At 70.9% G+C, this 20,219-nt stretch carries 16 protein-coding genes; 14 read left to right on the top strand and 2 right to left on the bottom strand.

The genetic code is table 11. The annotated features are described in order from the left end of the window. Positions 1–58 precede the first annotated feature (58 nt). The 6 genes from CACI_RS39475 (at position 59) to sucD (ending at position 9,647) form a co-directional block, all read left to right on the top strand. Positions 59–1,153 carry an ATP-binding protein gene (locus CACI_RS39475; RefSeq protein ID WP_015796539.1) on the top strand — a complete coding sequence of 365 codons (1,095 nt, stop codon included), beginning with the start codon at positions 59–61 and terminating at the stop codon, positions 1,151–1,153. Next, complete coding sequence (locus CACI_RS39470) at positions 1,153–3,420, top strand: DUF5682 family protein (RefSeq protein ID WP_015796538.1); 2,268 nt, start codon at positions 1,153–1,155, stop codon at positions 3,418–3,420. Before CACI_RS39475 ends, CACI_RS39470 begins: the two co-directional genes overlap by 1 nt. After that, positions 3,413–4,615, top strand: coding sequence for a VWA domain-containing protein (locus tag CACI_RS39465; protein WP_015796537.1), 1,203 nt, complete (start codon positions 3,413–3,415; stop codon positions 4,613–4,615). The genes CACI_RS39470 and CACI_RS39465 overlap by 8 nt, the downstream gene beginning before the upstream one ends. 162 nt (positions 4,616–4,777) lie before the next feature. Continuing rightward, positions 4,778–7,354, top strand: a complete 2,577-nt coding sequence (gene pepN / locus CACI_RS39460) for an aminopeptidase N (RefSeq protein ID WP_015796536.1) — start codon at positions 4,778–4,780, stop codon at positions 7,352–7,354. A gap of 196 nt (positions 7,355–7,550) precedes the next feature. Further along, a complete protein-coding gene (gene sucC, locus CACI_RS39455) occupies positions 7,551–8,744 on the top strand; it encodes an ADP-forming succinate--CoA ligase subunit beta (RefSeq protein WP_395994314.1) in 1,194 nt (397 codons plus the stop codon). A gap of 15 nt (positions 8,745–8,759) precedes the next feature. Next, positions 8,760–9,647 (top strand): succinate--CoA ligase subunit alpha, encoded by an 888-nt coding sequence (sucD, locus tag CACI_RS39450; protein WP_015796534.1) that lies wholly within the window; start codon positions 8,760–8,762, stop codon positions 9,645–9,647. A 91-nt stretch (positions 9,648–9,738) separates the two neighbouring features. On the opposite strand, the gene CACI_RS39445 is transcribed toward sucD, so the two are convergent. Beyond that, positions 9,739–10,368: a LysE family translocator gene (locus CACI_RS39445; protein WP_015796533.1), complete on the bottom strand. Its 630-nt coding sequence runs from the start codon at positions 10,366–10,368 to the stop codon at positions 9,739–9,741. Between the two features lie 107 nt (positions 10,369–10,475). Between CACI_RS39445 and CACI_RS39440 the strand changes: the two genes are divergently transcribed. Further along, positions 10,476–10,928 carry an Lrp/AsnC family transcriptional regulator gene (locus tag CACI_RS39440; protein ID WP_015796532.1) on the top strand — a complete coding sequence of 151 codons (453 nt, stop codon included), beginning with the start codon at positions 10,476–10,478 and terminating at the stop codon, positions 10,926–10,928. Positions 10,929–11,242: 314 nt separating this feature from the next. After that, a complete protein-coding gene (locus CACI_RS39435; RefSeq protein ID WP_015796531.1) occupies positions 11,243–12,835 on the top strand; it encodes a cell division protein PerM in 1,593 nt (530 codons plus the stop codon). A gap of 8 nt (positions 12,836–12,843) precedes the next feature. On the opposite strand, the gene CACI_RS51780 is transcribed toward CACI_RS39435, so the two are convergent. Continuing rightward, entirely contained in the window at positions 12,844–13,962 is a 1,119-nt protein-coding gene (locus CACI_RS51780; RefSeq protein WP_190276685.1) for a hypothetical protein, read from the bottom strand. Positions 13,963–14,021: 59 nt separating this feature from the next. On the opposite strand from CACI_RS51780, the gene purN reads away from it, so the two are divergent. The 6 genes from purN (at position 14,022) to CACI_RS39400 (ending at position 20,125) form a co-directional block, all read left to right on the top strand. Further along, a complete protein-coding gene (gene purN, locus CACI_RS39425) occupies positions 14,022–14,783 on the top strand; it encodes a phosphoribosylglycinamide formyltransferase (protein ID WP_015796529.1) in 762 nt (253 codons plus the stop codon). Then, positions 14,780–16,366, top strand: coding sequence for a bifunctional phosphoribosylaminoimidazolecarboxamide formyltransferase/IMP cyclohydrolase (gene purH / locus CACI_RS39420; RefSeq protein ID WP_015796528.1), 1,587 nt, complete (start codon positions 14,780–14,782; stop codon positions 16,364–16,366). The genes purN and purH overlap by 4 nt, the downstream gene beginning before the upstream one ends. A 13-nt stretch (positions 16,367–16,379) precedes the next feature. Beyond that, entirely contained in the window at positions 16,380–17,228 is an 849-nt protein-coding gene (locus CACI_RS39415) for a bifunctional methylenetetrahydrofolate dehydrogenase/methenyltetrahydrofolate cyclohydrolase (RefSeq protein WP_015796527.1), read from the top strand. 46 nt (positions 17,229–17,274) lie between these two features. Then, the gene (locus CACI_RS39410) at positions 17,275–18,405 is read left to right on the top strand and encodes a hypothetical protein (RefSeq protein WP_015796526.1); all 1,131 of its coding nucleotides are present in this window, start codon (positions 17,275–17,277) and stop codon (positions 18,403–18,405) included. A gap of 68 nt (positions 18,406–18,473) precedes the next feature. Then, positions 18,474–18,782, top strand: coding sequence for a DUF3017 domain-containing protein (locus CACI_RS39405; RefSeq protein ID WP_015796525.1), 309 nt, complete (start codon positions 18,474–18,476; stop codon positions 18,780–18,782). Between the two features lie 110 nt (positions 18,783–18,892). Beyond that, on the top strand, positions 18,893–20,125 hold the full coding sequence (locus tag CACI_RS39400) for an NADP-dependent isocitrate dehydrogenase (RefSeq protein ID WP_015796524.1): 1,233 nt from the start codon (positions 18,893–18,895) through the stop codon (positions 20,123–20,125). Positions 20,126–20,219: the final 94 nt, after the last annotated feature.

Genomic DNA, 20,219 nt, shown 5'->3' with positions numbered 1-20,219 from the left:
CCCCCAAGGTGGACCCTTGAGTAGGTACCGCCTTGCCGAAAACCGAAAGTTGCCTGCCATGTCTGAGACCGTTCTCCGCCAGCACGCCGAGCACGCCTTCGCCGGCGAACTGGAGGCGCTGCGCAAAGCCGACGCCGACTCCGGCCGCCCCAAGCCGCCGCGCTGGAAGCTCTCGCCGTGGGCGGTCGCGACCTACCTGCTCGGCGGCACCTTGCCGGACGGCACCGCCATCACCGCGAAGTACATCGGCCCGCGCCGCATCGTCGAGATCGCCATCGCCACCCTGGCCACCGACCGCGCGCTGCTGCTGGTCGGCGTCCCGGGCACGGCGAAGACCTGGGTCTCCGAGCACCTGGCCGCGGCCGTCTCCGGCGACTCGACGCTGCTGGTGCAGGGCACGGCGGGCACGCCGGAGGAGGCCATGCGCTACGGCTGGAACTACGCGCAGCTGCTGGCCCACGGTCCCTCGCGCGAGGCGCTGGTCCCCAGCCCGATGATGCGCGCGATGGCCACCGGCGCGATCGCCCGCGTCGAGGAGCTGACCCGGATCCCGGCCGACGTGCAGGACACGCTGATCACGATCCTGTCGGAGAAGACGCTGCCGATCCCCGAACTCGGCGAGGAGACCCAGGCCGAGAAGGGCTTCAGCGTCATCGCCACCGCGAACGACCGCGACAAGGGCGTCAACGACCTGTCCTCGGCGCTGCGCCGCCGGTTCAACACCGTGGTCCTGCCGCTGCCGGCCACCGCCGAGGAGGAGATCGAGATCGTCTCCCAGCGGGTGAAGTCCCTCGGCAGAGCGCTGGAACTGCCGGAGGTCCCGGCCGCGCACGAGGAGATCCGCCGCGTGGTGACCGTCTTCCGCGAGCTGCGCGGCGGGCTGACCGAGGACGGCAAGACCAAGCTGAAGACCCCCTCGGGCACGCTGTCCCCGGCCGAGGCGATCTCGGTGGTGGCCGGCGGCATCGCGCTGGCCGCGCACTTCGGCGACGGCACGCTGCGCCCGGCCGACGTCGCCGCCGGCATCCTCGGCGCGGTGGTGAAGGACACCTCGACCGACAAGCTGGTCTGGCAGGAGTACCTGGAGACCGTCGCCCGCGGCCGCGACGGCTGGACCGACTTCTACCGCAGCTGCCGCGAGGTCAGCGCCTGATGACCGTCACCTTGCTGGGGATCCGCCATCACGGACCCGGATCGGCGAGGGCGGTCGCGGCGGCACTGGCGGAGCTGAAGCCCGACGTGATCCTCATCGAGGGACCGCCGGAAGCCGACGCGCTGATCCCGCTCGCCGCCCACCCCGCGATGCGCCCGCCGGTCGCGCTGCTGGTCTACGCCGACGCCGATCCCTCACGAGCCGGCTTCTGGCCCTTCGCCGAGTTCAGCCCGGAGTGGGTCGCGATCCGGCACGGCGTCGCCGACGACATCCCGGTCCGCTTCATCGACCTTCCCTCGGGCCACCGATTTGCCGAACTCCCAGAAGTGCCGGAGGTCCCGGAAGATCAGGACACTGGAGAGCCCGATGCCGAGAACCATCCGGAACCGGCAGTCCAATTGCAGCGCACCGACCCCATCGCCGCGCTGGCCACCGCCGCCGGCTACGACGACCCCGAGCGCTGGTGGGAAGACGTCGTCGAGCAGCGCGCCGACGGCTCCTTCTCCGCCCTGGACTCCTTCGCCGCGATCGCCGACGCGATGACCGCGGTGCGCGACCGGGCCCGTCCGGAGGACGAGCAGCGCGAGGCGTACATGCGCCAGTGCGTCCGCGAGGAGGTCAAGGCCGGCCGTCAGCGCATCGCAGTGGTCTGCGGCGCCTTCCACGTCCCGGCCCTGGCCGCGATCGGCCCGGCCGCCCCGGACGCCAAGCTTCTCAAGGAGCTGCCGAAGAAGGCGAAGACCACCGCGACCTGGGTCCCGTGGACCCACGGCCGGCTGTCCTTCCGCTCCGGCTACGGCGCCGGCATCGAGTCGCCGGGCTGGTACCACCACCTGTTCACGGCTCCGGACCGGGTCGTCGAGCGCTGGCTCGCCCGCGTCGCCGAGCTGTTCCGCGCCGAGGACCTGCCGGTCTCCTCCGCGCACCTGATCGAGGCCACGCGGCTGGCCGAGACGCTGGCCACCCTGCGCGGCCGCAGCCTGGCCGGGCTGACCGAGGTCACCGAGGCCGTGCAGTCGGTGCTGTGCGGCGGCTACGACACCCAGATGGCGCTGGTCCGGGACAAGCTGGTGATCGGCGAGGACCTCGGCGAGGTGCCGCCGGACGTGCCGGTGGTGCCGCTGGCCGCCGACCTGGCGCGGGAGCAGAAGCGGCTGCGCTTCGGGCCCAAGCCCGGCCAGACCGAGGCGAAGCTGGACCTGCGCAAGCCCCACGACGGCGAGAAGTCGCGGCTGCTGCACCGGCTGAACATCCTCGGCATCCCGTGGGGCGCGCTGGGCCGGTCGCAGGGCAGCGGCACCTTCTGGGAGACCTGGTCGCTGGACTGGCAGCCGGAGTTCGCGGTGAAGCTGGTCGAGGCGGCGATCTGGGGCACCACCGTGGCCTCGGCGGCCTCGGCGAAGTCCGCGGACCTCGCGACGAACGCCGAGCAGCTGGCCGGGATCACCGACGTCGTCGAGGCCTGCCTGCTCGCCGACCTGCCGGACGCGCTGGACCCGATCATGACCCTGCTGGCCGACCGCGCCGCCGTGGACACCGACGTCGCGCACCTCGCCGACGCCCTGCCCGCGCTGGCCAGAACCCTGCGGTACACCGACGTCCGCGGCACCGACACCGCCGCGCTGCGCAAGGTCGCCGACACCCTCGTGGTCCGTATCGCGCTCGGTTTCCCGCAGGCCTGCTCGGGCCTGGACGAGGACGGCGCGCAGAAGATGCGGGCCCGGATGGACAACACGCACCAGGCCGTCGGGCTGCTCGACGACGCCGCCGCGAGCGACGAGTGGTACCGCGCCATGCGCCTGGTCGCCGACCGCGAGGGCATGACCGGACTGCTCTGCGGCCGCGCGGTGCGGCTGCTCTACGACGCCTCCAAGATCGACGGCGACGACCTGAGCCGCCGCATGGGCCTGGCGCTGACCCCGGGCGTGCCGCCGGCCGAGGCCGCGGCCTGGCTGGACGGCGTGCTGTCCGGCGGCGCGATGCTGCTGATCCACGACCCGGTGCTGCTGGGCCTGCTGGACCGCTGGATCGCCGGGATCCCGGCGGACACCTTCACCGACGTGCTGCCGCTGCTGCGCCGCACGTTCTCGAACTTCGAGGGCCCGGAACGCCGCAAGATCGGCGAGCTGGCCCGGACCGCCGGCGCCGCGCCGGCGGCCGGAGTCTCGGCCGGCGCCGAACGGCCCGGCTTCGACCGGGCCCGCGCCGACCGCGCGCTGCCGGTCGTCCGGATGCTGCTGGGGATCAAGGGGACCACAGATGCCTGACACGCTGGAAACCGCCGACGACGAGCGCATGCGGCGCTGGCGCCTGGTCCTCGGCGGGGACGACGACGGCACCGGCGCCAAGCTGACCGGCCTGGACCTGGAGATGGACAAGGCGCTGGCAGTGCTCTACAACAAGGGCGGCTACGAGACCGGCGCCGGCGCGGTCACCACCCGCAGCCGGGGGCGCGGCGGGCAGCAGGCACAGCGCAGCGCCGGGCTCGGGGCGTCCTCGCCCCAGGTCGCGCGCTGGCTCGGCGACATCCGCGGCTACTTCCCGCAGACCGTCGTGCAGATCATGCAGCGCGACGCCATCGACCGCCTGAACCTGCGCCAGCTGCTGCTGGAGCCGGAGATGATGGAATCGGTCGAACCGGACGTGCATTTGGTCGGCACGCTGCTGTCGCTGAACCACCTGATGCCGGCCGAGACCAAGGAGACCGCGCGCCAGGTGGTGCGCAAACTGGTCGAGGACCTGGAGCGGCGGCTCGGCGCCAAGCTGCGCGCCACGGTCAGCGGCGCGCTGGACAAGAGCACGCGCACCAGCCGTCCCCGGCACAGCGACATCGACTGGGGACGCACCATCCAGGCGAACCTCAAGAACTACCTGCCCGAATACCGCACGATCGTGCCCGAGCGGCTGGTCGGCTACGCGCGCAAGGAACGCGCGGTCAAACGCGACGTGGTGCTGGCGATCGACCAGTCCGGCTCGATGTACGCCTCGGTGGTCTACGCCTCGGTGTTCGGCGCCGTGCTGGCGTCCCTGAAATCGCTGAAGACCTCGCTGGTGGTGTTCGACACGGCGGTGGTGGACCTGACCCCGCAGCTGACGGACCCGGTGGACGTGCTGTTCGGCACGCAGCTCGGCGGCGGCACGGACATCAACCGTGCGATCGCCTACAGCCAGTCGCTGATCAGCCGCCCGACGGAGTCCATCTTCATCCTGATCTCCGACCTCTATGAAGGCGGCGTCCGCCGCGAGATGCTGCGCCGGGTCGCGGAGATGACGGCGGCCGGCACACAGGTCATCGTGCTGCTCGCGCTGTCCGACGAGGGCGCGCCGTCCTACGACCGGGAGAACGCCTCGGCGCTGGCGGCGCTGGGCGTGCCGGCGTTCGCCTGCACGCCGGACAAGTTCGGCGACCTGATGGCGGCGGCGATCCAGCGGCAGGATCTCGGCAAGTTCCTGGAGCAGTAGGCAAGCGCGAGCTTTCCCCAGTGACGCGACCTCATGCTGCTTATACGGTGTGCGCTATGCGGAGAAGCGGGGGAGCTGCGCGGCTGGGTTCCCGGCGCTCATGAGATCGTTGAAGGCGGTCGTCGATGGAGACGGCCCTTACCGCGCGACAGGAGTACACCGATGACTGGCGGCAATCTGACCCGCGACGAGGCGGAGGAGCGGGCCCGGCTGGTGAGCGCCGAGCACTACGCCGTCGAGCTCGATCTGACGCGCGGCGAGACCACGTTCGGGTCGCGGAGCACCATCACCTTCGGCTGCTCCGAGCCCGGCGCCGCCACCTTCGTCGACCTGCTGGCGCCGGCCGTGCGCAGCGTGACGCTCAACGGCGAGGCACTGGACCCGGCCGAGGTGTTCGACGGCGCGCGCGTGCACCTGAGCGGTCTGCGGACACAGAACGTCGTCGTCATCGACGCCGATGCCGCCTACAGCCGCACCGGCGAAGGCCTGCACCGCTTCGTCGACCCGGTGGACGGCGAGGTGTATCTGTACACCCAGTTCGAGCCCGCCGACTCGCGGCGGCTGTTCGCGAACTTCGAGCAGCCGGACCTCAAGGCGCGCTTCCAGCTCACCGTCACCGCCCTGGCGCGGTGGCGGGTGTGGTCCAACGAGACCCTGGAAGAGCTGTCACAGGGCGCGGACGGCGCGAACACCTGGCGCTTCAACGCCACCGAGCCGATCTCCACCTACATCACCGCGGTCGTGGCCGGCGACTACCACGTCGTCGAGGACGAGCACACCGTCCGCCTCCCGGACGGCTCGGACCTGCTGATCCCGGTCAGCGCGATGGTCCGCAAGTCCCTGGCACCCTATTTCGACGCCGCCGCGATCCTCGAGGTCACCAAGGCCGGGCTGGACTTCTACCACCGGATCTTCGACTACCCCTACCCCTTCGGGAAGTACGACTCCGCCTTCGTGCCCGAGTACAACCTCGGCGCCATGGAGAACCCCGGTCTGGTCACCTTCAACGAGCGCATGATCTTCCGCTCCAAGACCACCGACGCCTCCTACCAGAACCGCGCCGAGACGATCATGCACGAGATGGCGCACATGTGGTTCGGCGACCTGGTCACCATGAAGTGGTGGGACGACCTGTGGCTCAAGGAGTCCTTCGCGGACTTCATGGGCGCCTACGCGCTGACCCACGCCACCCGCTGGGAGCGCGCCTGGGTCTCCTTCGCCACCGGCCGCAAGGCTTGGGCCTACCGCCAGGACCAGCTGCCGACGACGCATCCGATCGTCGCCGACATCCGCGACTTGGAAGACGCCCGCCTCAACTTCGACGGCATCACCTACGCCAAGGGCGCCTCGGTGCTCAAGCAGCTGGCCGCCTACGTCGGCGAGGAAGCGTTCCTGGAAGGCGCTCGCCGCTATTTCCAGCGCCACGCCTTCGGCAACACGACCCTGGACGACCTGCTCGCCACGCTGGAGGAGACCTCCGGCCGGGACCTGAAGACGTGGTCCAAGGCGTGGCTGGAGACCGCGGGTGTCAATACCCTGACTGTCGAGACGGAGACCGGCGCCGACGGCGTGGTGACCGCCGCGGGCATCGCGCAGAGCGCTGTCCCGGAGTTCCCGACCCTGCGTCCGCACCGCATCGCAGTGGGCTGCTATTCCACGAACCCGGCGACCGGCGCGGTGGAGCTGGTGGAGCGGATCGAGCTGGACGTCGACGGCGCGCGCACCGAGCTGCCGCAGCTGGTCGGCAAGCCGCTGCCGGGTCTGGTCCTGCTCAACGACCTGGACCTGACCTACGCCAAGATCCGCTTCACCCCGGCGGAGTTGGACGCCTTCGAGGCCGGCGGCCTCGCGGCGCTGCCGGACGCCATGGCGCGTGCGCTGGCCTGGTCCGGCGTCTGGCACATGACCCGCGACGCGGCGATGTCCGGCCGCCGCTTCATCGCGATCGTGCTGCGCAACATCGAGGCCGAGTCCGACATCAGCGTCGTGCAGAACCTGTTGCGCCAGCTGCGATTGGTGCGCGGGGAGTACCTGGACCCGGCGCACCGCCCGGCCGCCGACGCCGAGATCTCCACACGCTTCTGGGACTTGCTGGCGGCGGCTGCGTCCGGCAGCGACCACCAGGTCGCCTTCGCCTACGGCGCGGTGCGCGGCGCGACTCAGGACTCGGATTTCGCCAAGCTCAAGGAGCTGCTGTCCGGCGAGCTGTCCTTCGACGGGCTGACCGTGGATCAGGACCTGCGCTGGGCGATCATCGAGACGCTGGCCGCGGCGGGTCTGGACGATGACAGCGTCCTGGCCGACCGCGAGGCGGCGACCGACGACACCTCCGACGGCCGCCGGCACCGGGCCGCCGCCCGCGCGGCGCGCCCGCTCGCCGAGGCCAAGGCCGAGGCCTGGCGGCTGGTCGTCGAGACACCCGATCAGCCCAACGACCTGATCGGCGCCGTGCTGGCCGAGTTCTACCAGGTCGGCGCGCACGAGCTGGCCGAGCCGTACGTCGGGCCCTACTTCGACGGGCTGGCGGCGGTGTGGGCCGAGCGCAGCATCCAGAACGCCGAGCGGCTCGTCAGCGGCGGCTTCCCGTGGCCGCTGGCCTCGCCGGAGCTGCTCGCGCGGACCGATGAGTGGCTGGCCTCGGACGCCGCGAAGGCGCCGGCGCTGCGGCGCCTCGTGCTGGAGGCGCGGGACGACGCGGCCAGGGCGCTCCGGGCGCGGGAGTGCGACCGGAACGCATAGCAAGACCTCCGGCTCCGGCTCAACTCCACTGGTCCCGTCTCGCATGTCGGGACCAGTGGCGGGTCCCTCATGTGCCCGAATTCACACCCCTGGTGTTCGCCTCCCGGTTCGTGATCTGGCAGCGCACCGGACTACCCTGCGATGAGGTGGACGGCATCCGCGCTTCCCGTGGCGGTAGCCGTACCGGAATCTTCCTTTGAGGGACGGACGCGTGGATCTTTTCGAGTACCAGGCGAGGGACATCTTCGCTAAGCACGGTGTGCCGGTGCTGGGCGGCGAAGTGGCCGAGACCCCGGAGCAGGCGGAAGCCGCTGCCGAGAAGCTGGGCGGCCGGGTGGTCGTCAAGGCCCAGGTGAAGGTCGGCGGCCGCGGCAAGGCCGGCGGCGTGAAGCTGGCCGAGGGCCCGGCCGACGCCAAGGAGAAGGCCGCCGCGATCCTGGGCATGGACATCAAGGGCCACACGGTCCACAAGGTGATGCTGGCCCAGACCGCCGAGATCGAGGCGGAGTACTACGTCTCCTTCCTGCTGGACCGGTCCAACCGCACCTTCCTGGCGATGGCCAGCGTCGAGGGCGGTATGGAGATCGAGGAGATCGCGGTCTCCAAGCCCGAGGCGCTGGCGAAGGTCCCGGTCGACGCCGCGGCCTACCACGAGGGTCTGTCGCAGGAGAAGGCCGACGAGATCGTCAAGGCCGCGAACTTCCCGCACCACGTGGCCGACCAGGTCGCCGCGACGCTGGTGACCCTGTGGGACGTCTTCGTCAAGGAGGACGCCACCCTGGTCGAGGTCAACCCGCTGGTGAAGACCAAGGCCGGCAAGATCGTGGCGCTGGACGGCAAGGTCTCGCTGGACGAGAACGCCTCCTTCCGCCACGAGGACCACGAGGCGCTGGAGGACAAGGCCTCGGCGGACCCGCTGGAGGCCAAGGCCAAGGCCAAGCACCTGAACTACGTCAAGCTCGACGGCGAGGTCGGCATCATCGGCAACGGCGCGGGCCTGGTCATGTCCACCCTGGACGTGGTCGCCTACGCCGGGGAGAAGCACGGCAACGTCAAGCCGGCCAACTTCCTGGACATCGGCGGCGGCGCCTCGGCCGAGGTCATGGCCAACGGTCTGGACATCATCCTGAACGACCCGGCGGTGAAGTCGGTGTTCGTCAACGTCTTCGGCGGCATCACCGCGTGCGACGCGGTGGCCAACGGCATCGTCGAGGCCTTCAAGCTGCTCGGCGCCGAGGCCGGCAGCAAGCCGCTGGTCGTCCGTCTGGACGGCAACAACGCCGAGCTGGGCCGCCAGATCCTGGTGGACGCCAAGCTGCCCGGCGTGGAGCAGGTCGACACGATGGACGGCGCCGCGGACCGCGCGGCCGAGCTGGCGAACGCGCGCTAAGGGGTTTGCAGAGAAATGGCTATCTTCCTCACTGAGAACTCCAAGGTCATCGTCCAGGGCATGACCGGCTCCGAGGGCATGAAGCACACCAAGCGCATGCTGGCCTCGGGCACCCAGATCGTCGGCGGCGTGAACCCGCGCAAGGCCGGCACCGCCGTCGACGTCGACGGCACCGAGGTCCCGGTGTTCGGCACCGTGGCCGAGGCGATGAAGGAGACCGGCGCGGACGTGTCCGTGGTCTTCGTCCCGCCGGCGTTCACCAAGGCCGCCGCGCTCGAGGCGGTCGACGCCGAGATCGAGCTGTGCGTCATCATCACCGAGGGCGTGCCGGTCCACGACACCGCCGAGGTGTGGGCGTACAACCTGGCCAAGGGCGCCAAGACCCGGATCATCGGCCCGAACTGCCCCGGCCTGATCACCCCCGGCAAGTCCAACGCCGGCATCATCCCGGCGACGATCACCAAGGCCGGCAAGATCGGCCTGGTGTCCAAGTCCGGCACCCTGACCTACCAGATGATGTACGAGCTGCGGGACTTCGGCTTCTCCACCGCGGTCGGCATCGGCGGCGACCCGGTCATCGGCACCACGCACATCGACTGCCTGCAGGCGTTCCAGGACGACCCGGACACCGCGGCGATCGTGATGATCGGCGAGATCGGCGGCGACGCCGAGGAGCGCGCGGCGGCCTACATCAAGGAGCACATCACCAAGCCGGTGGTCGGCTACGTCGCGGGCTTCACCGCCCCCGAGGGCAAGACCATGGGCCACGCCGGCGCCATCGTCTCCGGCTCGGCGGGCACCGCCCAGGCCAAGCAGGAGGCCCTGGAGGCAGTGGGCGTGAAGGTCGGCAAGACGCCGTCCGCGACCGCCCAGCTGATGCGCGAGATCATGCAGGCGCTGTAAGGGCTCTGTTTCAGGTTCTGTTTCAGGTTCTGTCCCGCCGGCCTCGGTCGCGCTTCGAGCGCGGCCGAGGCCGGCGGCGTTTCCCGGTCCGTCAGCCGGCGGCCAGACGCTCCAGCAGAAGCAGCCCGCCGATGGCGATCATCATGACGCCGGACACCCGAGTCACGGCCCGCCCCGCCGCCGGCCGGGTCGTCAGCAGGGTGCGGGCGAGCACGCCGACCCCGAGGTAGACCACGGTGCACGCGGTCATGTGCAGCGCGCCGAGCAGTCCGATCTGAGCGGAGACGGGCCAGCCGTTCGCGGGCCTGATGAACTGCGGGAACAGCGAGAAATACAACAGCAGCGCCTTGGGATTCAGGCTACTGATTCCCGCTCCCTTGACCATGATCTGTCTGCGCGTGACAGACATCGCCGACGCATCCTCTACTGAGGCGCCGAGCACCGCCGGCTGCGAGAGCACGCCCCAGCCGAGCCACACCAGATACCCGGCACCGGCGACGGTCAGCACGGTGAGCACCGCCCCCGAACTCGCGACCGCCACGGCCAGCCCCGCCACGGCGAGCAGGGTGTATCCCGCGTATCCGGCGATCAGCCCAGCGACCGCGGGGACGACCGACCGGTCCCGCAGCCCCGCGGCGATCACGAAGGCCCAGTCCGCGCCGGGAGTGAAAACCAGCAGCAGATCGACGGCCAGAAAGGCGGTCAGCATCTTCGGATCCATGGGTCGTTCCCCTCCAGCGGTCTCTTTGAGGGGAGATTAGGCGTGGAGTGCCGAAAAGTGTTTCCAACTTCTCCTCAGAATCCCGCATCCTGAGGGAGAATCCACTCATGGACGCCGTGGATCGGAAGATTCTCACCGAGCTGCAAAACGACGGCCGCCTGACGGTGACCGAACTGGCCGCCCGGATCCAATTGAGCGTGTCGCCCTGCCACCGCCGCCTGCGCGACCTCGAGCGCGCCGGAGTGATCCGCGGCTACCGCGCCGTCGTCGACCCGGCCGCCGTCGGCCTGGACTTCGAAGCCATCGTCTTCGCCACCCTGCGCGGTTCGGGCGGAGACACCGTCACGGCGTTCGAGGAGGCAGTGGCCGCCATCCCGCACGTGATCCAAGCGCAGCGGCTCTTCGGCGAACCCGACTACCTCCTGCGCGTCGCGACCACCGACCTCGCAGCCTTCCAGCAGCTCTACGATCAGCGCCTGGCCAGGCTCCCCGGCGTACAGCGCCTCACCTCCACGCTCGTCATGAAGCACGTCGTCAGCGACCGCCCGTTGCCCGCCTAGTCGGCGCGAGTCGCGCCGCCAGCGCTGTGTATCAGCGCCGCGCCAGGCTGCTGGGCGTGCCGCCGCCTTTCCCAGGTTGCGCCGCCAGCGCTACGAAGCAGCGCCTGGCCGTACTTCCCGCTGCCCGTCGCGCCAGGCTGCCCGGCGTGCCTGCCCGTTTAGCCGCCCCACCCTGTCCTGTCCTGCCCTTCCCTGCCGCCGCCTTTCCCCGGTTGCGCAGCGGGTTACGCCGCCGGGGTGAATCCCCGCCGCGCCCCCGGTGAGGCGTGCAGCGCAGCCCGGGTCGTGGCGGATCCGCTGGCCAGAGTGGGGGGATGCGCGATGAGACCGATCCCCGCAGCGCCGTCGACGCCGGGCCGGACCGCAGCTGGGTGGCCGAGCAGCTGGCGGCGGCGCGGGCACGGCAGGAGCCGGACGGGGAACCGTCGGCTCCGGCGCTCGGGGAGGCGCTGCGCGAGCTGGCCGCCGACTGGGGCGAGGCGCTGGTGGTCGCGTGGAACGGACCCCATGGCCGGGACCTGCGCCTGGCGGTGCGGGCCGCGACGCACGCCGCCCTGGCCGCCGTCGCGAGCTGGCTGGCCGCCGTCACCCTCTGCGTGACCGTCTGGCTGGTCTCCGCCCCCGACACCGCGGGCATCGTCAGCCCGCTGCGGGTCGGCGGCCAGCTCTGGCTGCTCGGCCACCACGCCGCGCTGGACGTCCCGGCCGGCCGCATCGCGCTGGCGCCGCTTGGCTTCACCGCGCTGTTGGTGCTCGCGCTGTGGCAGACGACTGTCGCGCCTATCGCTAGACCGGCGCAGATCGCTTACACCGCCTTCGGCGCCGCGACCGGCTACTGCCTGGTGGCCGCGCTCGTGGCGGCCGCGGCGGCGACCAGCGACGTGCGGCCGGATACCGCGCAGGCGGTGTTGTTCGCGGTGCTGTTCGGCGGACTCGTGCCGACGGCGGCGCGCTGGCGGCGGATCGCCGGGTTCTGCGACGCGCCGGCCTGGGTTGGTACAGCCGCGCGGGCGGCGACGGCAGCCGGCGCGGTGCTGGTCGCCGGGGGAGCGGCCACGCTGGCCGCCACCCTCGTCGCCCACCTGCCGGAAAGCGGCTGGCCGCGCGGGATCGCCGACGCCGCCGGCATGTTCCTGCTCAGCCTCGCCGTGCTGCCGAACGCGGCCGCCTGGACGATGGCGTACGTGCTCGGACCGGGGTTCGCGGTCGGCACGGGAACCGGTGTCAGCGTGCTGAGCGCGAAGATCGGCGCGCTGCCGGTGTTCCCGATGCTCGGCGCACTGCCGCGCGACGGCAGCCGGACCTTGCCCTACGACCTGGCGTTCCTCGCGGTACCGGTGGCGGCCGGAGTGGTGCTCGCGCTGGTCGTGATGCGCGGCATTCGAGGGTCCCTCGGCAACCGGATGCGCGCGCTCGGCGCGGCGTCGGTGGTCGTCGCGCTGTTCGCCGGACTAGCCGCGACACTGTCCGGCGGACCGTTGGCCGGCGGACGGATGGCGACGCTGGGACCCTCCGGCTGGCGCACGGCGGTGGCCGCGCTCGTTCTGCTGGGGGTGAGCGCAGGCGTTGTAGTGCTGACGCCGCCATCGGTCGTGGCTGTCAGAGGGCTGTCTTTGAGGCGCGCGCTGGACGCCGTGGCTGAACGCCTGCCCCGGCGCCGGGTCGAAACAGGACCCGAAATCACGCTTCCGGTGTTCGAGCCGCTTCCGGAAGTCCAGGCCGAAGAAGCCGAAGAAGCCGAAGAAGCCGAAGAAGCCGAGGAGCCTCAGGAACTCGGCGATGAAGCCGATCTGCCCGAGCCCGAATCTGAGCCCGATGACCCTGCTGACCAGGTCGAGGAAGAGCCAGCCGAGGCCGAGCAGCCTGAAGAACAGCAAACCGATCTGTCCGAGCCCCAGCCCGAATAAGGCCTACCTCAGCGCGAGGTCGACATCCCCGTGGTGTTCTCCAGCTGCGTCAGGCACACCTTTTGCGCGACCTGGGTGTTCGCACCCTGCATGCACTTGGCGTAGTCCTTGAACGGCGTCCACCAGACGATCGAGGCGACCAGCAGCAGCCCCGCCAGTACGCCGGACACCGACGCGGAGACCATGCTCGCGGTGGCCTCCGAAGCACGCTGGTGCTTGAGCGCCGCGGTGCGCTGCGCCGAGATGGAGAGCACGAACGCCGCCACGGCGAACGCCAGCCCGGCGGCCGAGCCGACCACCCACGCCGGGAACGTCGCCAGACCCTGGTAGATCGCCAGCATGGTGCACGCCGTCGAGCCCAGAGACAGTCCCAGCGCCCAGCGGGTCTTCAGGTCGCGCTGCGGACGCTGCGGCGGCGGCTGCTCACGCTGGTCGCGGTAGCGGCGGTCGGGGTCCTCGCGCGGGTCCGGACGCCGGTCGACCGGGCCGTACCGGTTCGGGTCGCCCCACGGAGCGTGCGGCTGCTCCGGTTCGCGCGGACGCTCCGCACCCCACGGCTGCACCGGTCCCGGCCGCACCTGGCCGTACGGCTGGCGCGGCGGCGCGCCCCACGGCGAAGGCGGGACCTGGCGCTGCCGGTCGTGGGCGTCCTCGGGCGGCGGGGCGAAGGGGTTGTCCTCGATCGGAGCCGGAGCCGGAGCCGGAGCCGGAGCGGGTGCCGGAGCCGGAGCCGGAGTCGAAGCGGGCGCCGGTCCCGAAGCCGGTCCCGAACCCGAAGCCGCCGCATCCGGCGCCGCAGAGCCCTGCGGCACAGCATCCCGCACCGGCACTGCGTCCCGCACCGCATCTTGCACCATCTGGTCCGGCACAGCGTCCTGAACTGCCACAGCATCCTGCACCGGCACAGCGTCCTGAACCGCCACAGCGTCCCGAACCCCCACCGCATCCTGCGCGACCTGGTCCGGCACCGCGTCCGACACCGCCACCGCGTCCGCCGCGGTCGCAGCCGTCCCACCCTGCCCATCCGGCTCAGCGGCCCCGACGCCGCCGGCGCCGTGCCCGCTGTCCGTCGGCGTGGGCCGTTGCTCGGCGTCGGTCACGGAAGTCCTCCGGGTTATCGTGGACATGATCGGTTCATCGCTGGTCGGCTGGCGGGGAGAGCACCGTCCGCCCACTATCGTTGCCTATGGTGACCCCGCCCGTCCAAGTGGGTCGGGTCCGATCGGCAGACAACAGCAAACACCCCTATGAGGAGGCCGCGGTCGTGGTCCATCCCGAAGGAACGAAGAGCCCTCCGGGGCTCGTGCACCACCGCCCGGACAGGCCGGCGAGGATCGTGGTCCTCGTCTCCGGTTCGGGCACGAATCTGCAGGCGCTGATCGACGCGGAGAACGCCGAGAAGGCCCGCTCATCCGCCCCCGCGTTCGGCGCCACCGTCGTGGCCGTCGGCGCGGACCGCACGGACATCCAGGGCCTGGACCGTGCCGAACAGGCGGGCATCCCCACTTTCGCGCTCCGCGTGAAGGACTTCGCCACGCGCGCGGAGTGGGACCGGGCGCTGCGCGACAAGGTCGCCGAGTACGAGCCGGACCTGGTGGTCTCGGCCGGCTTCATGAAGCTGCTCGGCGCCGACTTCCTGGCCGCGTTCGACGGCCGCGTCATCAACACCCACCCCGCGCTCTCGCCGAGCTTCCCCGGCATGCACGGGCCGGCCGACGCGCTGGCCTACGGCGTGAAGGTCACCGGCTGCACCGTCTTCTTCGTCGCCGGCGGCGTCGACGACGGCCCGGTGGTGGCGCAGGCCGCCGTCCCGGTCGAGCCCGGCGACGACGTGGAGAGCCTGCACGAGCGCATCAAGACGGCGGAGCGGGCGCTGCTCGTGGACGTCGTGGGCCGGCTGGCCCGCCAAGGCTGGACCATCGACAACCGAAAGGTCACTTTCCAGTGAGCAGCTCCGTTGTGCCCCCGGGCGAGGACACCCGCCCGATCAAGCGCGCGCTGGTCAGCGTGTACGACAAGACCGGGCTGGCGGAGCTGGCCCGTGGCCTGCACGCCGCCGGGGTCGCTTTGGTCTCCACCGGCGGTTCGGCCAAGCTGATCCGCGACCTGGACCTCCCGGTCACCGAGGTCGCCGAGCTCACCGGCTTCCCGGAGTGTCTGGACGGCCGGGTCAAGACCCTGCACCCGAAGGTGCACGCCGGCATCCTGGCCGACCTGCGGCTGGAGGACCACCGCAAGCAGCTCGCCGAACTCGGCGTGGAGCCCTTCGACCTGGTGGTGGTGAACCTCTATCCGTTCACCCAGACCGTCGCCTCCGGCGCGAGCCCGGACGAGTGCGTCGAGCAGATCGACATCGGCGGCCCGTCGATGGTCCGCGCCGCGGCGAAGAACCACCCGAGCGTGGCCGTCGTGGTCAACCCGGGGAACTACGGCGCGGTCCTGGCCGCCGTGGACGGCGGCGGCTTCACCCTCGCGCAGCGCAAGCGCCTGGCCGCCGAGGCCTTCGCGCACACCGCCGAGTACGACGCCGCGGTGGCCGGCTGGTTCGCCTCGGCCTACGCCCCCGACGGGGAGTCCCGCTTCCCGGACTTCGTCGCCGACACCTACGCGCGCAAGGCCGTGCTGCGCTACGGCGAGAACCCGCACCAGGGCGCCGCGCTCTACGTCAACGGGGACGACCAGGACACCCTGGCCACCGCCGAGCAGCTGCACGGCAAGGAGATGTCCTACAACAACTACGTGGACACCGACGCCGCCATCCGCTCGGCCCACGACTTCGACGAGGCCTGCGTCGCGATCATCAAGCACGCCAACCCCTGCGGCATCGCGGTCAGCGCGGCCGGCGACATCGCCGAGGCGCACCGGCTGGCCAACGAGTGCGACCCGGTCTCGGCCTTCGGCGGCATCATCGCCGCCAACCGCACCGTCACCAACGCGATGGCGCTGCAGGTCAACGAGGTCTTCACCGAGGTCATCTGCGCGCCGGACTACGAGCCGGAGGCGCTGGAGACGCTGAAGACCAAGAAGAACATCCGCATTCTGAAGACCGCCGCCCGCAACCGCCGCGAGCTGGAGTTCCGCCAGATCTGCGGCGGCCTGCTGCTCCAGGACGGCGACCTGTACCAGGCCGAGGGCGACGACCCGGCGACCTGGACGCTGGCCTCCGGCGAGGCGGCCGACGAGCAGACCTTCGCCGACCTGGTCTTCGCCTGGCGCGCGATCCGCTCGGTGAAGTCCAACGCGATCCTGCTGGCCTCCGGCGGCGCCTCGGTCGGCGTCGGCATGGGCCAGGTGAACCGGGTCGACTCGGCCAAGCTCGCGGTCCAGCGGGCCGGAGACAAGGCGCACGGCTCGGTCGCGGCCTCCGACGCCTACTTCCCCTTCCCCGACGGCTTCGAGGTCCTGGCCGAGGCCGGGGTCAAGGCCGTGGTGCAGCCCGGCGGCTCGGTCCGCGACGAGCTGGTCATCGCCGCGGCGCGCAAGGCCGGCGTCACCATGTACATGACCGGCACCCGGCACTTCACCCACTAAGGAGGCGACGAGCATGACCGCACAGATCCTGGACGGCAAAGCCACTGCCGCCACCATCAAGGGCGAGCTGTCGGCGCGCGTGGAGGCGCTCAAGGCGCGCGACATCGTGCCGGGCCTGGCCACCCTGCTGGTCGGCGACGACCCGGCGTCCGCCTCCTACGTGCGCAGCAAGCACCGCGACTGCGCGCAGGTCGGCATCGCCTCCATCCAGCGCCAGCTGCCGGCGACGGCGTCCCAGGCGCAGGTCGCCGAGGCCGTGGCGGAGCTGAACGAGGACCCGGCGTGCACCGGCTACATCGTGCAGCTGCCGCTGCCCAAGGGCATCGACGAGAACGCGATCCTGGAGCTCGTCGATCCGAACAAGGACGCTGACGGCCTGCACCCGACCAACCTGGGCCGGCTCGTGCTCGGCGCCCCGGCGCCGCTGCCGTGCACCCCGCTGGGCATCGTGGAGCTGCTGCGGCGGCACGACGTGGCGATCGCCGGGGCGGAGGTGGTGATCGTCGGCCGCGGCATCACCGTGGGCCGGCCGCTGGGCCTGCTGCTGACCCGGCGCAGCGAGAACGCGACCGTGACGCTGTGCCATACCGGCACCCGCGACCTGGCCTTCCACACCCTGAAGGCGGACATCGTCGTGGCCGCCGCCGGCGTGCCGAACCTGATCACCGCCGACCTGGTCAAGCCGGGCGCGGCGGTGCTGGACGTCGGTGTCTCGCGCGGCGAGGGCGGGCTGGCCGGCGACGTGGCGGACGACGTGCGCGACGTGGCGGGCTGGGTGTCGCCGAACCCCGGCGGCGTCGGCCCGATGACCCGGGCGATGCTGCTGAACAACGTGGTGGAGATCGCCGAGCGAGGGCTGTGACCGATCGCTATTGACGGTTGATCAGATCACCCTTACAAGGGGGGACATGTCCGATGCTCATCGGGACCTGTCCCCCCTTGACGATTTCCCGTTCCATCAGACCTCGGAGTCGATGGCGCACGTCGCCACCTCCGACCGGAACTTCTACGACCGCTACTACTTCAACGTCCACCACTGCGCCGACGACCTGTTCATGGCCCTGGGTGTGGGGCAGTACCCGAACCTCGGCGTGACCGACGCCTTCGCCGCGGTCGTCCACAACGGCGTGCACCGCGTGGTCCGCGCCTCGCGCGAGCTGGGCAGCGACCGGGGCGACACCTCCGTGGGCCCGTTCGGCATCGAGGTGCTGGAGCCGCTGAACCGGCTGCGGGTGGTGCTGGAGCCGGGGGAGTACGAGCTCTCCTTCGACCTGACCTGGACCGGCTCGATCCCGGCGACCCGCGAGCCGCGGCAGTTCGTGCGGCGCAACGGCCGGGTGTGGATGGACTCGGTGCGGCTGGCGCAGACCGGGTACTGGGAGGGGACGCTGCGCATCGGCGAGGACGAACTCACCGTCACCCCCGCCACCTGGTGGGGATCGCGCGACCGCTCCTGGGGCATCCGGCCGGTCGGCGAGGCCGAGCCCGCCGGAATCGGCGGCAAGGACGGCGTGCCGCCGACCTTCCACTGGATCTACGCGCCGATGCAGTTCGACGACTTCTCGATCCTGGTGATCGCCCAAGAGGACGAGGACGGCGGCCGCGTCCTGGAGGAGGCGGTGAAGGTCTTCCGCGACGGCCGTCCCGCCGAAGCGCTGGGCCGCCCCGAGCTGGAGCTCCACTACACGCCCGGAACCCGCGACGTGGAGACCGCCGCGGTCCACTTCACCGGCCGGGCCGAGCGGGTCCGCGTGACCCAGCTGATCCCGCTGCACATGGCGGTCGGCAGCGGCTACGGCCTGGACGCCGACTGGCGGCACGGCATGTATCAGGGCCCGGACCTGGTGGTGCAGCAGGTGGTGATGCCGGCGGCCGAGGCGGCGGCGAAGTCCGGGATGTTCGGGATCACCGAGCGGCTCGCGCGCTTCGAGTACGACGGGCCCGAGGGCGTCCGGACCGGGTTCGGCCTGTTCGAGACGCTGTTCATCGGCGCGCACCGGCCCAGCGGGTTCGCCGACTGGCTGGCGGTGGCGCCGTAGCGCGCTCGTAGCGCGCTCGTTACAGATCACGGTCGTGGCGGGTCGGGCGGCGCGGATAGAGTTTGCCCATGGCAGTGAACAACCGTCCTCCGGGAGCCTCCTTCGGCCGATCGGTCGTCGCGGAGTGGCCGATCCTGGCGGTGCTGGCCGCGTTCGGCTTCGGCATGACGGTGATACTGCACGACGAGGTCTTCCAGGGCGCCGCGGTGATGGGCATGTCGCTGCTGCTGGCCGCCGGGCTGCGGCTGTTCCTGCCGACCCGGGTGGTCGGCACGCTGGCCGTCCGGCGCCGGGCGATCGACGTCAGCACCTACACGATCGTCGGCACGACGCTGGTGGTCCTGGGGCTGCTGGTGCAGGGGATCTTCTCGAACTGAGGGCCGTCTGTCGTGTTCGTCACGGTGCTTCCGGCTCCGCTTGGCGGCGGGCATATGCGGCCATGTATCTTGAGGTCGAGATAATTCCCGATCCGTAAGGACGATCCGCCATGGCCTACTCCGGTCCCAAGATCAAGGTCGCGAACCCCGTCGTCGAACTCGACGGCGACGAGATGACCCGGATCATCTGGCAGTTCATCAAGGACTCGCTGATCCTGCCCTACCTCGACGTCGACCTGAAGTACTTCGACCTGGGCATCGAGCACCGCGACGCCACGGACGACCAGGTCACCGTGGACGCCGCGAACGCGATCAAGCAGTACGGCGTGGGCGTGAAGTGCGCCACCATCACCCCGGACGAGGCGCGGGTCGAGGAGTTCGGCCTGAAGAAGATGTGGCGCTCGCCGAACGGCACCATCCGCAACATCCTCGACGGCGTGATCTTCCGCGAGCCGATCGTGATCAGCAACATCCCGCGCCTGGTCCCGGGCTGGACCAAGCCGATCGTCGTGGGCCGCCACGCCTTCGGCGACCAGTACCGCGCCACCGACCTGAAGGTCCCGGGCGAAGGCACGCTGACCTTGACCTTCACCCCGAAGGACGGCGGGGAGCCGGTCGAGCTCAACGTCTTCGACTTCCCGGGCTCGGGCGTCGCGCTGGCGATGTACAACCTGGACGAGTCGATCCGCGGCTTCGCCCGCGCCTCGATGCGCTACGGCCTCAACCGCGGCTACCCGGTGTACCTCTCGACGAAGAACACGATCCTGAAGGGCTACGACGGCCGCTTCAAGGACATCTTCCAGGAGGTCTTCGACACCGAGTTCAAGGCCGAGTTCGACGCCGCCGGCCTGACCTACGAGCACCGCCTGATCGACGACATGGTCGCCTCCGCGCTGAAGTGGGAGGGCGGCTACGTCTGGGCGTGCAAGAACTACGACGGCGACGTCCAGTCCGACACCGTCGCGCAGGGCTTCGGCTCGCTGGGCCTGATGACCTCGGTGCTGATGGCGCCCGACGGCAAGACCGTGGAGGCCGAGGCCGCGCACGGCACCGTGACCCGCCACTACCGCCAGCACCAGCAGGGCAAGCCCACCTCGACCAACCCGATCGCCTCGATCTACGCCTGGACCCAGGGCCTGGCCTACCGCGGCAAGTTCGACAACACCCCCGAGGTCGTGAAGTTCGCCGAGACCCTGGAGCGCGTCTGCGTCCAGACCGTCGAGGAGGGCAAGATGACCAAGGACCTGGCCCTGCTCGTCTCGCCGGACCAGCCGTACCTGACCACGCAGGAGTTCCTCGCCGCGATCGACGAGAACCTGCAGAAGGCGATGACCTCGGCCTGAGCCGTGGTCTTCACCGGGTAGGACCGCAGGGGACTGCGGAGAAGCCGTATAGAAGAGGTACGCGACCAACTGGTCGCGTACCTCTTCTATTGCC

Origin of the sequence: Catenulispora acidiphila DSM 44928, assembly GCF_000024025.1 — a bacterium.
Classification (GTDB): Bacteria; Actinomycetota; Actinomycetes; order Streptomycetales; family Catenulisporaceae; genus Catenulispora; species Catenulispora acidiphila.
The sequence above is the reverse complement of the archived record's forward strand: the minus strand, read 5'-3'. Positions and strand labels throughout refer to the sequence as shown.